The organism is Pseudomonas sp. TH10, assembly GCF_016651255.1.
In the GTDB taxonomy this organism is placed as follows: Bacteria; Pseudomonadota; Gammaproteobacteria; order Pseudomonadales; family Pseudomonadaceae; genus Aquipseudomonas.
Genome location: NZ_JAEKEG010000092.1, coordinates 1 through 13,270, shown reverse-complemented (window position 1 = coordinate 13,270; position 13,270 = coordinate 1). Strand labels below are relative to the sequence as shown.

The 13,270-nt window shown below is 60.6% G+C and carries 9 protein-coding genes and 3 pseudogenes; 5 read left to right on the top strand and 7 right to left on the bottom strand.

What is annotated here, in order from left to right; genetic code table 11:
• Together JFT80_RS14610 and JFT80_RS14605 are read right to left on the bottom strand one after the other, a co-directional pair.
• Positions 1-183: pseudogene (locus tag JFT80_RS14610) on the bottom strand (YbaN family protein); the annotation flags it as partial.
• Between the two features lie 10 nt (positions 184-193).
• Complete coding sequence (locus tag JFT80_RS14605; RefSeq protein ID WP_007919726.1) at positions 194-781, bottom strand: YecA family protein; 588 nt, start codon at positions 779-781, stop codon at positions 194-196.
• Positions 782-2,059: 1,278 nt separating this feature from the next.
• Here JFT80_RS14605 and recQ point away from each other — a divergent pair.
• The 3 genes and pseudogenes from recQ (at position 2,060) to JFT80_RS14590 (ending at position 6,624) form a co-directional block, all read left to right on the top strand.
• Complete coding sequence (gene recQ / locus JFT80_RS14600) at positions 2,060-4,186, top strand: DNA helicase RecQ (protein ID WP_201148335.1); 2,127 nt, start codon at positions 2,060-2,062, stop codon at positions 4,184-4,186.
• A gap of 120 nt (positions 4,187-4,306) precedes the next feature.
• On the top strand, positions 4,307-4,741 hold the full coding sequence (locus JFT80_RS14595) for a MarR family transcriptional regulator (RefSeq protein ID WP_201148334.1): 435 nt from the start codon (positions 4,307-4,309) through the stop codon (positions 4,739-4,741).
• A gap of 127 nt (positions 4,742-4,868) precedes the next feature.
• Positions 4,869-6,624: pseudogene (locus JFT80_RS14590) on the top strand (FimV/HubP family polar landmark protein).
• A 115-nt stretch (positions 6,625-6,739) separates the two neighbouring features.
• Here JFT80_RS14590 and JFT80_RS14585 read toward each other — a convergent pair.
• On the bottom strand, positions 6,740-8,929 hold the full coding sequence (locus tag JFT80_RS14585; protein WP_201148336.1) for a patatin-like phospholipase family protein: 2,190 nt from the start codon (positions 8,927-8,929) through the stop codon (positions 6,740-6,742).
• 71 nt (positions 8,930-9,000) lie between these two features.
• Between JFT80_RS14585 and JFT80_RS14580 the strand changes: the two genes are divergently transcribed.
• Positions 9,001-9,288 carry a SelT/SelW/SelH family protein gene (locus tag JFT80_RS14580; protein WP_045058847.1) on the top strand — a complete coding sequence of 96 codons (288 nt, stop codon included), beginning with the start codon at positions 9,001-9,003 and terminating at the stop codon, positions 9,286-9,288.
• Here the strand turns inward: JFT80_RS14580 and JFT80_RS14575 are convergent.
• On the bottom strand, positions 9,282-10,175 hold the full coding sequence (locus tag JFT80_RS14575) for a DMT family transporter (RefSeq protein WP_201148333.1): 894 nt from the start codon (positions 10,173-10,175) through the stop codon (positions 9,282-9,284). The genes JFT80_RS14580 and JFT80_RS14575 overlap by 7 nt on opposite strands.
• A 105-nt stretch (positions 10,176-10,280) precedes the next feature.
• A pseudogene (locus tag JFT80_RS14570) lies at positions 10,281-11,044 on the bottom strand (AraC family transcriptional regulator).
• A gap of 133 nt (positions 11,045-11,177) precedes the next feature.
• Between JFT80_RS14570 and JFT80_RS14565 the strand changes: the two are divergent.
• Entirely contained in the window at positions 11,178-11,993 is an 816-nt protein-coding gene (locus JFT80_RS14565) for a UDP-2,3-diacylglucosamine diphosphatase (RefSeq protein WP_201148332.1), read from the top strand.
• A gap of 121 nt (positions 11,994-12,114) precedes the next feature.
• Here JFT80_RS14565 and JFT80_RS14560 read toward each other — a convergent pair whose 3' ends face one another.
• Together JFT80_RS14560 and JFT80_RS14555 are read right to left on the bottom strand one after the other, a co-directional pair.
• Positions 12,115-12,705, bottom strand: a complete 591-nt coding sequence (locus JFT80_RS14560; RefSeq protein WP_201148331.1) for an HD domain-containing protein — start codon at positions 12,703-12,705, stop codon at positions 12,115-12,117.
• A gap of 26 nt (positions 12,706-12,731) precedes the next feature.
• Positions 12,732-13,043, bottom strand: coding sequence for a DUF962 domain-containing protein (locus tag JFT80_RS14555; RefSeq protein WP_201148330.1), 312 nt, complete (start codon positions 13,041-13,043; stop codon positions 12,732-12,734).
• Positions 13,044-13,270: the final 227 nt, after the last annotated feature.

Below are 13,270 nucleotides of genomic sequence, written 5' to 3'. Positions count from 1 at the left end.
ACCAGCCAATGGTAAAAGCGCGGTGAACTGCGGGCAAAACAGGCAGCGGCCAGCTAACAGGAAAGGGGTCGTGGGCAATACCGGCAGGAAGATCCCGATCACCCCCAACGCTACGCTGAGCCAGCCGATGGCCAGCAGCCCGTAGCGCAACATCAGGGAGCGGTTGCCTATGGGATTGTCCATAGGCTGCGACTTAGTGATGACGTGGTTTGAGGATCGCCGGCTTCTCGTCTGGCGCCTGGCACAGCAGGTACAGCGCGGTCAGGGCTTCCGGGATCTGCACGATCATGTCGTCCATCAGGTTGGCGTCTTTGGCGATGTCTTCGAACTCTGGCTGTTCGTCGAACAGGCCCGAACCGACCATGATCGGCAGGAGCATCTCGCTGACTTCTTCTTCGGCGGTTTCGAACCAGGCTGCTTCACGCAGGAACACGCCTTCCATGAAGCCGATGCACCAGCCGCGCAGTTCGGAATCGTCCGGCTCTTCGCCCAGATCCAGTTCGCATGGCAGCTCGAATTCTTCGTCGGAAGCGAGTTGACGGGCGATGTGCGCCTTGAGGCCGATCAGGGTGGCTTCGATTTCTTCGCGCTGGGCGTCGCTGCTGTAATGCGGCTCTTCAGCGAACAGGGCGTCGATCCATTCACGCTCCGGCACGTCTTCGGCGCAGATCGACAGCGCGGTCAGGTAGCCGTGAGCGGCCACGTAGTCCAGCGCCTCGTCGTGCAGCTCGTCGGCATCGAGGAAAACTTGCAGGCGGGTCAGTTGCTCAGCGAAGGACATTACGGGGCTACCTTGGGGGAATAAACAATGCGGGAATTCTAGGCCTTCTTGAGCGCTCAAGCCAGCCGCACGGCAGATTTGCCCCCTCGGGCCTCGTTTTTCCATATGCGCTCTGTAGGAGCTGAGTAGGAGCTGTCGAGTGAAACGAGGCTGCGATCTTTTGATCTTGCTGTGTGTACATATCCATTGCTGCGGTAACGGCGGCTTATGGTTCCGCCCTTACGGCGGGTCACTTTCGAAGAGGCTGCGCGCCCCGGCGCAAAGTAACCAAAGCGCTCTTGCCCCACCACTCGGCACCTCGCTCAGGCTCGGTGTGCCCTCACTCCGGCATTGCTCCGCGGGTCGCCGCGATGGGCCATCCCTGGCCAAGCGCGGCTAAACCGGCATCCTTGCCGGTTTCCCCGCTGCGCAATGCCTGCGTTCGGCCAGCGTGGTTTAACGGGGCGCCTGCGATCAAGAGCCTTGCCGTGGCGGCCTCTGGGCCGACCAAGGCATCACGCCGGCGCGCTGCGCTGCTCTGATGTGCATACTCGCACTCTCTACAGATTTCGAACCTCCACAGAGATGACTTTCCAGAGGATCACTTTCCAGGGAATTCGCCTTCCTCGGATACCACCTCACAGCGCCCATTCCATATCCAGAAAAGGTGCACGACCAAACAAGCGAAGCGCGCCAGCTTGATGCCTTGGTCGGCCCGAAGGCCGCCACGGCTCGGTTCTTGATCGCGGAAGCCCCGTTAAACCACGCTGGCCGAACGCAGGCATTGCGTAGCGGGTAAACCGGCAAGGATGCCGGTTTAGCCGCGCTGGGCCAGGGATGGCCCATCGCGGCGACCCGCGGCGCAATGCCTGGAGTTCGGGCACACCGAGCCCAGGCGAGGTGCCGAGTGGTGGGGCAAGAGCGTTTTGGTTACTTTTGCGCTTTTTAAAAGTGACCCGCTGTAAGAGCGGAACCATAAGCCGCCGTTACCGCAGCAATGGATATGCACACAAAGCAAGATCAAAAGATCGCAGCCTCGTTTCACTCGACAGCTCCTACACACCCACAACACCCACAACACCCACAGCGCCCACGCATGAAGTGTTTGTCCCAATGTGTCTACTCAGCGGCACCCTTTGAACCGGAGGGGTCGGGTATACTCCCGCGTTTTGCGATGCCCTGCCGGCGTCATGGCTGAGATGGACAGCGTCATGCAATCCGCACTTACGATTTGTCAGTGCAGAGCGCGCGATTCTGAACCAGCCTTGCAGGGATGTTTTTGTGATTTTTGGAGTTTTTATGCTCGAACAGGCTCAACGCGTCCTCAAGGACATCTTCGGCTACGACAGTTTCCGTGGCCGTCAGGGTGCAATCATTGAGCGCGTGGCCAGTGGCGGTGATGCGCTGGTGCTGATGCCTACCGGTGGCGGCAAGTCCCTGTGCTTCCAGGTGCCGGCACTGCTGCGCGAAGGCCTGGCGGTGGTGGTGTCGCCGCTGATTGCGTTGATGGACGACCAGGTCGCCACCCTCGAAGAACTGGGTGTGGCCGCTGCTGCGTTGAACTCGACGTTGAGCGCCGAGCAGCAGCGCGACCTCGCCACGCGGATCAAGCGCGGTGAAGTAAAGATGCTGTACCTGGCGCCCGAGCGCTTGGTGCAGCCGCGCATGCTGTCGTTCCTGCAAGGCTTGAACATCGCCTTGTTCGCCATCGACGAAGCGCATTGCGTATCGCAATGGGGCCACGACTTCCGTCCGGAATACCTGCAACTGGGCCAATTGGCCGAGCTGTTTCCGGACGTGCCGCGCATCGCCCTGACCGCGACCGCCGACAAGCGTACCCGCGAAGAAATCGTCACCCGCCTGCATCTGCAGAACGCCGAGCGCTTCCTGTCGAGCTTCGACCGTCCGAACATCTTTTACCGCATCGTGCCCAAGGAGCAGCCGCGCAAGCAGTTGCTGGCGTTCCTTGCCGAGCGCCGTAGCGATGCAGGCATCGTTTATTGCCTGTCGCGCAAGAAAGTCGAAGAAGTGGCGACGTTCCTGAGTGAGCAGGGTTTCCCGGCGCTGCCGTATCACGCCGGTTTGCCCAACGATCTGCGCGCCTTCAACCAGAAGCGCTTTCTCAACGAGGAAGGTCTGATCATGGTCGCCACCGTGGCGTTCGGCATGGGCATCGACAAGCCCAACGTACGCTTCGTCGCGCACCTCGATCTGCCGAAATCCCTTGAAGCGTATTACCAGGAAACCGGTCGCGGTGGCCGTGACGGTCTGCCGGCAGATGCGTGGATGGCTTACGGTCTGCAAGACGTGGTGATGCTCAAGCAAATGCTGCAAAACTCCGAAGGCGACGAGCGGCACAAGCGCCTGGAGCAGCACAAGCTCGACGCCATGCTCTCGCTGTGCGAAGAGACCCGCTGCCGTCGCCAGACCCTGCTGGCGTACTTCGACGAAGACATGCCCGAGCCGTGCGGCCATTGCGACAACTGTGTCGATGGCGTGCAGACCTGGGACGCCACCGAGCCTGCACGTCAGGCGTTGTCGGCGATCTTCCGCACCGGCCAGCGTTATGGTGTGGGGCATCTGGTGGACGTGTTACTGGGCAAGGACAATGAAAAGGTCCGCAGCTTTGGGCATCAGCACCTGTCAGTGTTTGGTGTCGGCAAGGCGATGGGCGAGAGCGAATGGCGATCGCTGTTTCGCCAGCTGGTTGCCCGCGGGCTGGCGGACATCGACCTCGAAGGTTATGGCGGCCTGCGGTTGAGCGCCACTTGCCGGCCGCTGCTCAAGGGCGAAGTCACCCTGGAGCTGCGCCGAGACCTCAAGCCGCAAACGACTGCGAAAAGCAGCAAGAGCCAGGCGAGCCAGTTGGTTCGTGGCGAAGAACGCGAGCAGTGGGAAGCCTTGCGCGCGTTGCGTCGCAAGCTTGCCGAAGAGCACGGGGTGCCACCATACGTCATCTTCCCGGACTCGACCCTGCTGGAAATGCTGCGCAGCCAACCGGGCTCCATGGCCGAGATGGCACGGGTCAGCGGTGTTGGCGCGCGCAAGCTGGAGCGTTACGGCGAGGCATTCCTCGAAGTGCTGGGCGGCCAGGCCGAAGCGCCAAAGGTGGTGGCCGACCTGCGCCACGAGTTGATCACACTGGCCCGCGCAGGCATGACGCCACTGCAGATCGCCGGCCAGTTGCAGTGTTCGGAAAAGAATGTGTACACCCTGCTTGCCGAGGCGATTGGCAAGCAACAGCTGTCTCTGGAGCAGGCACTGGATTTGCCCGAGGAATTGATGGGCGAAATCCAGGATGCGTTCCTGGACGGTGAAGGCGAGTTGCCACCGGTTGCGGAGATCGCGGCAATGTTTGCCGGACGGGTTCCAGAGGGCGTGTTGTACTGCGTCCGGGCGGCGCTGCAGTCGGAATTCGAAATTTGAAACAACCCTTGCTTTGATGTAACGATTCAGTACAAAGCGAGCCTTGCTTCATGTCATCGGCCATGCTTAGCTGGCTAATAATTAGAAATTCTTTATTTTCAGTCTAACCGTGAGTGTTTTATGCCGTTAACCGATCAACACCGCTTTGGCATGCAACTGGCCCAGATGTCACGTGGCTGGCGTGCCGAACTGGACCGCCGGCTCGCCGGTCTCGGCCTGTCACAGGCGCGCTGGCTGGTGCTGCTGCATCTGGCGCGTTTCGAAGACGCGCCGACTCAACGCGAGCTGGCGCAAAGCGTCGGCGTTGAAGGCCCGACCCTCGCACGCTTGCTTGATAGTCTGGAAAGCCAGGGTCTGGTGCAACGCCAGTCTGTGATGGAAGACCGTCGGGCGAAAAAAATCGTCCTCTGCGCTCCGGCCTTGCCGCTGATCGAACAGATCGAAACCATTGCCACGCAACTGCGTCACGAATTATTCGACGGCGTCGACGAGGCGGATTTGAAGGTGTGCATGCGTGTTCACGGGCACATTCTGGCTAATCTGGAAAAATCTTGAGGCACAACCCCGTGCCGTTTTTTTGAGAGATCGCGCTGAGCAGACTATAAGAACTACTGGGCAATATCGTGTTCGTACCGGATGTGCGAACGCATAGAAGTCGGTTTTGCTTATTTAAGGGATGCTCATGCTCGCAAGTTGGCACGTTGTCTTGCGGTGTGGCACCAGGCTGCTGCTGGTGGGTGGCGCTGTGTGTTACTCGGCATTGGCGCCTGCGCTGGGGTTGGGTGAAATCACCCTGCATTCCGCGCTGAATCAGCCGTTGCGGGCAGACATCGCGCTGGTGGACGCGGCGGGGCTCGAAGAGGGCGACCTGTCGGTCAATCTTGCCACGGCGGACGAATTCAGCCGCGCGGGTGTTGAACGTGTGTTTTTCTCAACGACCTGAAGTTCACCCCAATCCTCAAGGGCAATCGCAGCCTGATCCGGGTGAGCTCCAATAAAGCGGTCAATGAACCCTTCCTGAATTTCCTGGTGCAGCTCAATCAGCCCAATGGGCGGGTGCTGCGCGAATACACGGTGTTGATCGATCCTCCTGGCGCGCCGGGTGTTGTTCCGGTGGTCGATGAACCCGCCGCCACTTCGCCAAATTCTCCGTTTCCTGCAGTCAAGCCTGCGGCAGCCACGCCAGTGCCAGCGCCGAAAAAGCTGCTGCGCCCAAGGCCGAGGCTGTTGCCCCGGTCGCGGAAATTGACCCCGCTGCAGAGCAGTTGGCCGCCAGCGTTCTGCAAAACCAGCAACTGCAAGCGACCATCACTGAGCTGAACGCGCGGCTGCAGACACAGGACGAACAGATTGCCGCCCACAAGAAGCAGGTGATCGAACTGCAAACCCGGTTGGCCGAAGTGCAACAGGCACCGCCCGCGGCACCTGTTGCCGTGGCACCGCCGGTGGTCGCCGTTGAACAGCCTGATGCCAGTCAATGGCCAATGATTATCGGCGTTCTGGCCTTGGCGGTCCTGGTACTCCTGGGTTTGTTCATGCGGCGCAAGCGCCAACGCCAACAGGCGGATGAGGTGGCGCAGGAGGCTCCGGTGCCTGCTTCCCGGCCTGAGTCGGTGGCTGATGATCATTCAGGAATGCAGGCACCGCTGGCCGAATCGGCGGCGGATCACCAAGAGGATGCGCCGTCGGGCGACGTGCTTGAGGGCGTGGGTATCTACATGGCCTATGGCCGGTTTTCCGAGGCTGCCGGTTTGCTGCGCGAGGCGCTGGCCAAAGAGCCACAGCGCACTGATCTGGCCGTGCAACTGCTGGAAGTACTCGGCAAACAGGGCGACGTGGCGGCCTATGACGCCCAGGAAACCCAGCTGCGCGACTCAGGATTTGACCCGCAGACCCTGCAGGACATTCGCAGCCGACACCCGAAAATGCACAACGTGACGTCGCTGGCTGCTGCGCCGGTTGTCGCTTCAGTGATCGCCGCAGCGCCCGTTGTTGCCCAGGGCGATGAGTTCCAGTTGAATCTGGATGACCTGTCGATGGACGCCAATTGGGACCTGATCAGCCCCTTCGACAGCGCCCCGCCGCCACCCGCACTTCCAGAAGAGCCGGCGTTTCACTCCAACCTCCACATCTTGCCCGAGGTGTTCGAAATGCCCGAGGAGCCTTCACTGGGCGAACCCGAGCTGGAGTGGGATGCGCCAGCGGATTCCCAGGGGCTGGATGACGATTTCCTCGCCGAATTCGGTGACCCGGACTCATCGCTGGAAATTGAGCCCTTCAGTCTTGAACCGGACAACGCCGGCAAACTGGAACAGGCTCAGACCTGTATTGATGACGGCGACCTGGACAGCGCGATTGAGCTGCTCAACGAGCTGCTCAAGGATGCCGATGAACCCCTCAAGCAGACCGCGCGGAGTTTGTTGGCTGGCATTCGCTGACAGTGCATGTGTCGTTATCAATGTGGGAGTGAGCCTGCTTGCGATAGCGGTGAGTCAGTCGACATAAATAGCGACTGACCAGCCGCAATCGCGAGCAGGCTCCCTCCCACAGGCTTCAGAATGTTTGCCCCAGGTTCAGGTACACGGCCTGCTCATCGGCATCGTTAAAGCCGTAACTGAAGTTCAGCGGCCCCAAGGGCGTGTCGAAGCCGATGAATACGCTGGCGGCATTGATGTAGCCACTGTCGAATTCATTGTCGTTGTTCCACGCCCGACCTCGCTCCAGTGACCCACCGGCATACAGCGGAAAATCCAGCGGCAGGTAAGAGCGCGGTGTCAGGCGTCGATAGTAGACGGCGCGCATCAGGCTGATGTTCTGCCCGGAAATCGCATTCTCCCTGAAACCCGATAACTGCCGTGCTCCGCCGAGCAGGAAGCTGGAAGTCACCACATTGGCGTCGTTGAGCGTGCGCCCGTAGCGGCCGCCGAGAATGAAGGTGTCCGGGCCGTGGCTAAGGGCCTTGTCCAGCGCGACTTCCCATTGTCGATAGCGATTGTCCGAGCCCAGGCCGGGTTCGTACTGCCGCAAGGCCAGGCCGAAGTCTTCGCCTTCATGGGGGAAGTAGACGTTATCCAGTGAATCGAACGAGTACTTCACTTCATAAAACCCTTCGTTGAAGCTTTCGCTGGGCAAGTCCTGGTCGCCAATGCGCACGTCTGCCTTGCCCCAGGCTTCGCCAACACCCAGGCGCACTTCGCCGCTGTTGCCGATCTGGCGGCCTACGTTCAGGCCAAAGCCGTAGCGCTCAACCCGGTATTGGGCGATCGGATCGTTGTCCAGGGTAGCTTCGACGTTCTGCGCGTCAAAGGCGGCGTAGGGCGCAATGAAATATCGCGATCCGACATCCAGTGGCTGGTAGAACTCGCTGTACAGTTCCTGGCGGTCGCCGATCTGCGCGCGGGTCAACCATTCGGCACCCAGGCGGTTGATGCCGTTGACGCGGTAACTGGCGCCCAGGTTGAACGCACTGTCGCCGCGCATATCGTCCGAGAGGTTCAAGCCCAGCCGCAGGTAATCCGTGCCGCTGCGCTTGCCGCGGGCAGTGATGATCAGAGTGTGGCTAGTGCCCTTGTGGGCGACTCGGTATCGCACCTGCTCGAAGTAGTCCAGGCCATACAAGGTGCCCATATCGGTTTGCAGGCGCCCCAGGTCCAGTGGTTGACCAATGTGCTGGCGAATATAGTACCGAATGACATCATCGCCGACTTTGGAGTCATTCTCGACCTTGATTGCGGTGATGATCGGCGTGCGCTCACTGGGCTCACGGGCGGCGCTCAGCTCGGGATCCAGCGGCTGCGACGGCTTGAGCTGCGCCAGGCGTGCATCGAGAATCCTGGTTGCGCGATAGCCTGCCTCGATCATTTCTTCGGCACGACCGAAGTCGGTCACCCCAAAACTCGCCAGTGACGGCTGGATCAGGATGTCGTCCGGGTGCAAGGCGGCGAGCTGTTCTTCGGAGTTGCGGCGGGTCATCAAGGTGATCGACTGGTTCAGCACGTCGACCACGGTGGTCAGTTGCTTGCTGTTGCGCAGGGGCGTGCCGATGTCGACCACGATCGCCACGTCAACCCCCATTTCCCTGGCGACATCCAGCGGGATGTTATCGGTCATGCCGCCGTCCACCAGCAGGCGCCCATCCAGTTCGACCGGGGCGAACACCGCCGGGATCGACATGCTGGCGCGGATAACCTGGGGCAGGTGGCCTTTGCGGAACACCACTTTTTCGCCATTGGCGATGTCGGTGGCGACGGCACGGAACGGGATCGGCAGTTTGTCGAAATCGCGGGTGTCGCTGGTGTGGGCCAGCAGGCTTTCCAGCAGCAGCGCGAGGTTCTGACCTTGAATCACCCCCAGCGGCAGGCCGAGGCTGCCGTCGTCGCGAAAGCTCAGTTTCTGTTTCACCAGAAAGTCGCGGTCATCCTGCTTGCGCCGGAACGGCACGTCGGCTCTGGGCGGCGCATCCGACAGGGCCTGCTGCCAATCGATGTTGAGGGCGAGCTTTTCCAGCTCATCGATCTTGTACCCGGATGCGTATAACCCGCCCACCACCGCACCCATGCTGGTGCCGGCGATGGCATCGATCTGGATGCCTTGCTCCTCCAGCGCCTTGAGCACACCAATGTGCGCCAGGCCCCGGGCTGCGCCACCGGACAGCACCAGGCCGACTTTTGGTCGGGGAGGCTCGGCGGCCTGGACGATCATGGGCAGCAAGCAAAGCAGCAGGCAGGACAGTAGATGGCGCATCATGAATCTCGGGACCAGCGGAAAAGGTCGCTATTATAGCGGCGCCCCTCGCCTCTGGAGTCTCGTCAATCATGCCTGCCAGCAAACCGGAAATTGTCATCACCTATTGCACCCAGTGCCAGTGGTTGCTGCGCGCAGCCTGGCTGGCCCAGGAACTGCTCAGTACCTTTGGTGACGACCTGGGCAAAGTGTCGCTGGTGCCCGGCACGGGTGGGGTGTTCCATATTTTTTGTGATGGCGTGCAGCTTTGGGAGCGCAAGAGTGACGGCGGTTTTCCCGAGGCCAAGGTGTTGAAACAGCGGGTTCGGGATCAGATTGATCCTGACCGCGACCTCGGTCACAACGACCGCACTCAGTGAGAGGCAGCCTCTGCAACAACGGTTTTCTTGTCTGACCCGCCGGCAAGACGGCTGGAGACCACAATCGCCACGATGATCAACGCGCCGCCGAGCAGCATGCGTAGCGTGGGATTTTCGTTGAACAGCAGCCAGGCAATGGTGATGCCGTAAACCGGCTCCATGGCGAACACCACAGCGGCGGTGCGCGCTTTGATCACCGCCAGGCTGGCCACGAAAAGGCTGTGGGCGACGCCGGTGCAGAACACGCCGAGCAGGGCGATCCACAGCCAGTCCAGTGCGCGCACCTCGCTCAATTGCGGCGCCGCGACCGGTAGCAGACACAACGCCACCACGACGTTTTGGCACAACGCCGCCTGCACCGGCGGAATCCGTGAGGAACTGGCGCGGTTGGTCAATGACAACAAAGCGAAGAGCAAACCCGAACCCACTGCCCACAAGAGGCCGACGGTCGAGCCGCTGGCCAGATCGAAGGTGGGCGTCACCAGCACCAAGCCAACACTGACCAACACCACCAGGAGGATTTCGTTGGCGCGGATGCGCTCGCGGAAGATCAGCCCTTCGAGAATCACCGTGAACGCCGGGAAACTGGCAAACCCCAGGGTGGCGATGGCGACGCCGGCGACTTTCACCGAAATGAAAAAGCTCACCCAGTGCCCGGCCAACAACACACCACTGAGGATGAGTCGTCGCCAGTCCACGGCTTCGAGAGGTTGCCAGCGGGTGGCACTGGCGAACCGCGCAAACACCGCCAGGGCGAGCACCGCGAACGCCGCGCGGCCAAAAACGATCACGGCGGGCGACGCCGCAGCGAGTTTGCCGAACACACCGGTCAGGCCAAACATCAGTGCACCAATGTGCAGGGCGCCAAGGGCGGTACGGGGAGTCATTGCAGATCCTTGATCATGAGTGAGCACGGCCGATACACGAACCGTAGGAGCCTTCGGCAGCTCCTACAGTAGACCGTGGGGGAGCCGTATGCGTCTGTCGGCGGACTATCGTCGTTTGTCGCAGGAATCGCGCCGAAGCTGGCCGGGTGATGCGCCGAACTCACGCAGAACCGCCGCTGAGAAGGCACTCTGCGAGCTGTAACCGACGCGGCTGGCAATTTCGCCCATCGGCAAAACCGTGTCGCGGAGCATTTGCACGGCCAGATGCAGGCGCCGGCTGCGGATGTAATCCATCGGCGTCTGCCCGCATTCGGCCATGAAGCGTGCATGCAGGCGCGCGCTTGAGAGCCCGGCGACCCGCGCCAGATCGGCAACCTGTAGCGGATAAGCGGCGTTTTGCTCAATGTGTGCGTCCAACGCCGCATAGGGCAGGCGACGCCCCCCATGACCTCGGGTTTGACGTTATTGAGACTGGCCAGCAACAGCACGGCACCCTGTTGCGCAATCAGCGGGTCGTCGACCTGGCTGCCCGCCAGCCAGCTCACCAATTGGCTCTGCCCGGCATCGAGGGGCAGGCGTGCAGCGCTGTCGAGCAGGCGTCGGCTGGCGTCGGCATGCTCACCCAGGGACTGCATCACCCATTGATCGCTCGGTATATCCAGCACCAGGCAACGGCTGCCATTGGCACTGTTGCAGGCGTGATGAAAACCGGAAGGCACCACCACAAAACTCTGCTGGATCACCTGGCTGCCATGCCCGCCCACCTCGAAATCCAGCGCACCCGACAACCCGAACACCAACTGCGCATGGTCGTGGCTGTGGACGATCAGGTCGTGAGTGTACTGACGCAAAGTGAGGATCGGGCGCATGAGCAGGTCTCCGGGCAGGTCGACAGTCTACACCGGCGTGCCGCGAGTGCGCTGTCACAGGACTGACTCGCGCCTGTCATGGTCGATTAACCGAGCGGGCGCACGCTGGCGAAAACATCCCAGAGGGTTGCCCATGACCAGCGCCGAGCTCGCCAAACCCAGCCGTAAACAACGGGTGCGAACCCTGTGGATCTCCGACGTGCACCTTGGTACGCGCGATTGCCAGGCTGAACATTTGTCGACGTTTCTCAAGGGCTATCACGCCGACAAGATCTACCTGGTCGGCGACATCATCGATGGCTGGAAGCTGCGCGGCGGCATGTACTGGCCGCAGGCGCACACCAACGTGATCCGCCGCTTGCTGACCATGAGCAAGCGCGGCACGGAAGTGATTTACGTCACCGGCAATCACGATGAATTCCTGCGCCGTTACTCGAAGCTGATTCTGGGCAACATTCAGTTGGTCGATGAGGCGGTGCACGTCACGGCGGACGGCCGCCACCTGCTGGTGATTCACGGCGATCAGTTTGATGTGATCACCCGTTATCACCGCTGGCTGGCGTTTCTCGGCGACTCGGCCTACGAATTCACCCTGACGCTGAATCGCTGGCTCAACCATTGGCGCGCCCGTTATGGCTACGGTTACTGGTCGTTGTCGGCGTACCTGAAGCACAAGGTGAAGACGGCGGTGAGTTTCATCAGCGATTTTGAAGAAGCCATCGCCCATGAATGCGTGAAGCGCGAACTGCACGGCGTGGTGTGCGGGCACATTCACCATGCGGAGATCCGCAAGGTCGGCGAGGTGGACTACCTCAATTGCGGCGATTGGGTGGAGTCGTGCACGGCGCTGATCGAACACTGGGATGGCACGATCGAGTTGTATCGGCTGGCGGATGCGCAGGCGCGCGAGGCAGAGCTCAAGGCCGCCAAAGTCGCCGAACTCGCCTGAACGACACAAATCCCCTGTGGGAGCGAGCCTGCTCGCGAAAGCGTTACATCAGGCAAAGCAGTGTCGCCTGACACTACGCATTCGCGAGCAGGCTCGCTCCCACATTTGGTTTGTGGTGTTCTCAGGCTGTGGTGTGTTCTTCCATAGCAGCCTTGTAGATCGAGTTCTTCGGATGGGCAAACAGCCTTTCCATCATCGGCTCAAAAAAACTCAACGGCAGGGTCTCATACGCCGGATCAAACGCCGCCGCATCGTACTTGGCGCAAAACTCGGCGGTTGCCTGAAACTGTGGATGTTCCTTGAACTGCTCGCGCAGGTGCCGATCCATGCCGAGGTGATGGAAGAAGTAGTAACCCTGAAACACCCCGTGTTTCTCGACCATCCACAGATTTTCGGCGCTGACGAACGGCTTGAGAATCGCCGCGGCAATGTCCGGGTGGTTATAGGAGCCCAAGGTGTCGCCAATGTCATGCAAGAGCGCGCAGACCACGTATTCCTCGTCGCGTCCGTCGCGCCATGCGCGGGTCGCGGTTTGCAGGGAGTGGGTGAGGCGGTCCACCGGAAATCCGCCGAAATCGCCTTCGAGCAATTTCAGGTGGGCCATGATCCGCGAGGGCAATTGTTTGGCGTAGGCGCTGAAGTCGGCGGCGATGATCGCCCAGTCCTCTTGCGTACCGTCCTGCATATGGGTGAAGCGGGCATTGGCATTCATCGGCCATCCTCATCAATTCTTGTTGTTCAGAACGCCACGCGACCGAGAATCATGTCGCGGTACATGACGAAATCGCCGAGCAGGCTGTACAGCGGATGCTGAAACGTTGCCGGGCGGTTCTTTTCAAAGAAGAAATGCCCGATCCAGGCAAAGCTGTAACCGGCCAGCGGCAAGGCCCATAACAGCAGCCAGGCGCCCTTGGCGATGGTCATGGCAAGAATGAAGATAACCAGCGTCGTGCCGATGAAATGCAGGCGACGGCAGGTGCTGTTGTTGTGTTCGCTGAGGTAATACGGATAGAACTCGGCGAAACTGTTGAATTGCTTGATGTTTTCCACGACCGCGATCTCTGTGGTTATTGTTCTGGCGACGAGTTGTTCTGCGGGTAGCTTATTTAAGTCTAGAGTGATCATTGGCGTGGGCCAGTGACAATAGGCGCCACTTTAGTATCCTTCGGTAAACCTGCGGCCGTAGACGGCTCACCAAGACAGTAAAAGCCATGAGTGAACGAACGACTTCTGCTAGCTGGGCGATGGGGATTGTCAAAGCATTGGAGATGGACGGC

What these genes read in the sequence shown, in the direction of transcription:
- JFT80_RS14605 (WP_007919726.1), bottom strand. Translation starts at nt 781, where the DNA reads ATGTCCTTCGCTGAGCAACTGACCCGCCTGCAAGTTTTCCTCGATGCC.
- recQ (WP_201148335.1), top strand. Translation starts at nt 2,060, where the DNA reads ATGCTCGAACAGGCTCAACGCGTCCTCAAGGACATCTTCGGCTACGAC.
- JFT80_RS14595 (WP_201148334.1), top strand. Translation starts at nt 4,307, where the DNA reads ATGCCGTTAACCGATCAACACCGCTTTGGCATGCAACTGGCCCAGATG.
- JFT80_RS14585 (WP_201148336.1), bottom strand. Translation starts at nt 8,929, where the DNA reads ATGCGCCATCTACTGTCCTGCCTGCTGCTTTGCTTGCTGCCCATGATC.
- JFT80_RS14580 (WP_045058847.1), top strand. Translation starts at nt 9,001, where the DNA reads ATGCCTGCCAGCAAACCGGAAATTGTCATCACCTATTGCACCCAGTGC.
- JFT80_RS14575 (WP_201148333.1), bottom strand. Translation starts at nt 10,175, where the DNA reads ATGACTCCCCGTACCGCCCTTGGCGCCCTGCACATTGGTGCACTGATG.
- JFT80_RS14565 (WP_201148332.1), top strand. Translation starts at nt 11,178, where the DNA reads ATGACCAGCGCCGAGCTCGCCAAACCCAGCCGTAAACAACGGGTGCGA.
- JFT80_RS14560 (WP_201148331.1), bottom strand. Translation starts at nt 12,705, where the DNA reads ATGAATGCCAATGCCCGCTTCACCCATATGCAGGACGGTACGCAAGAG.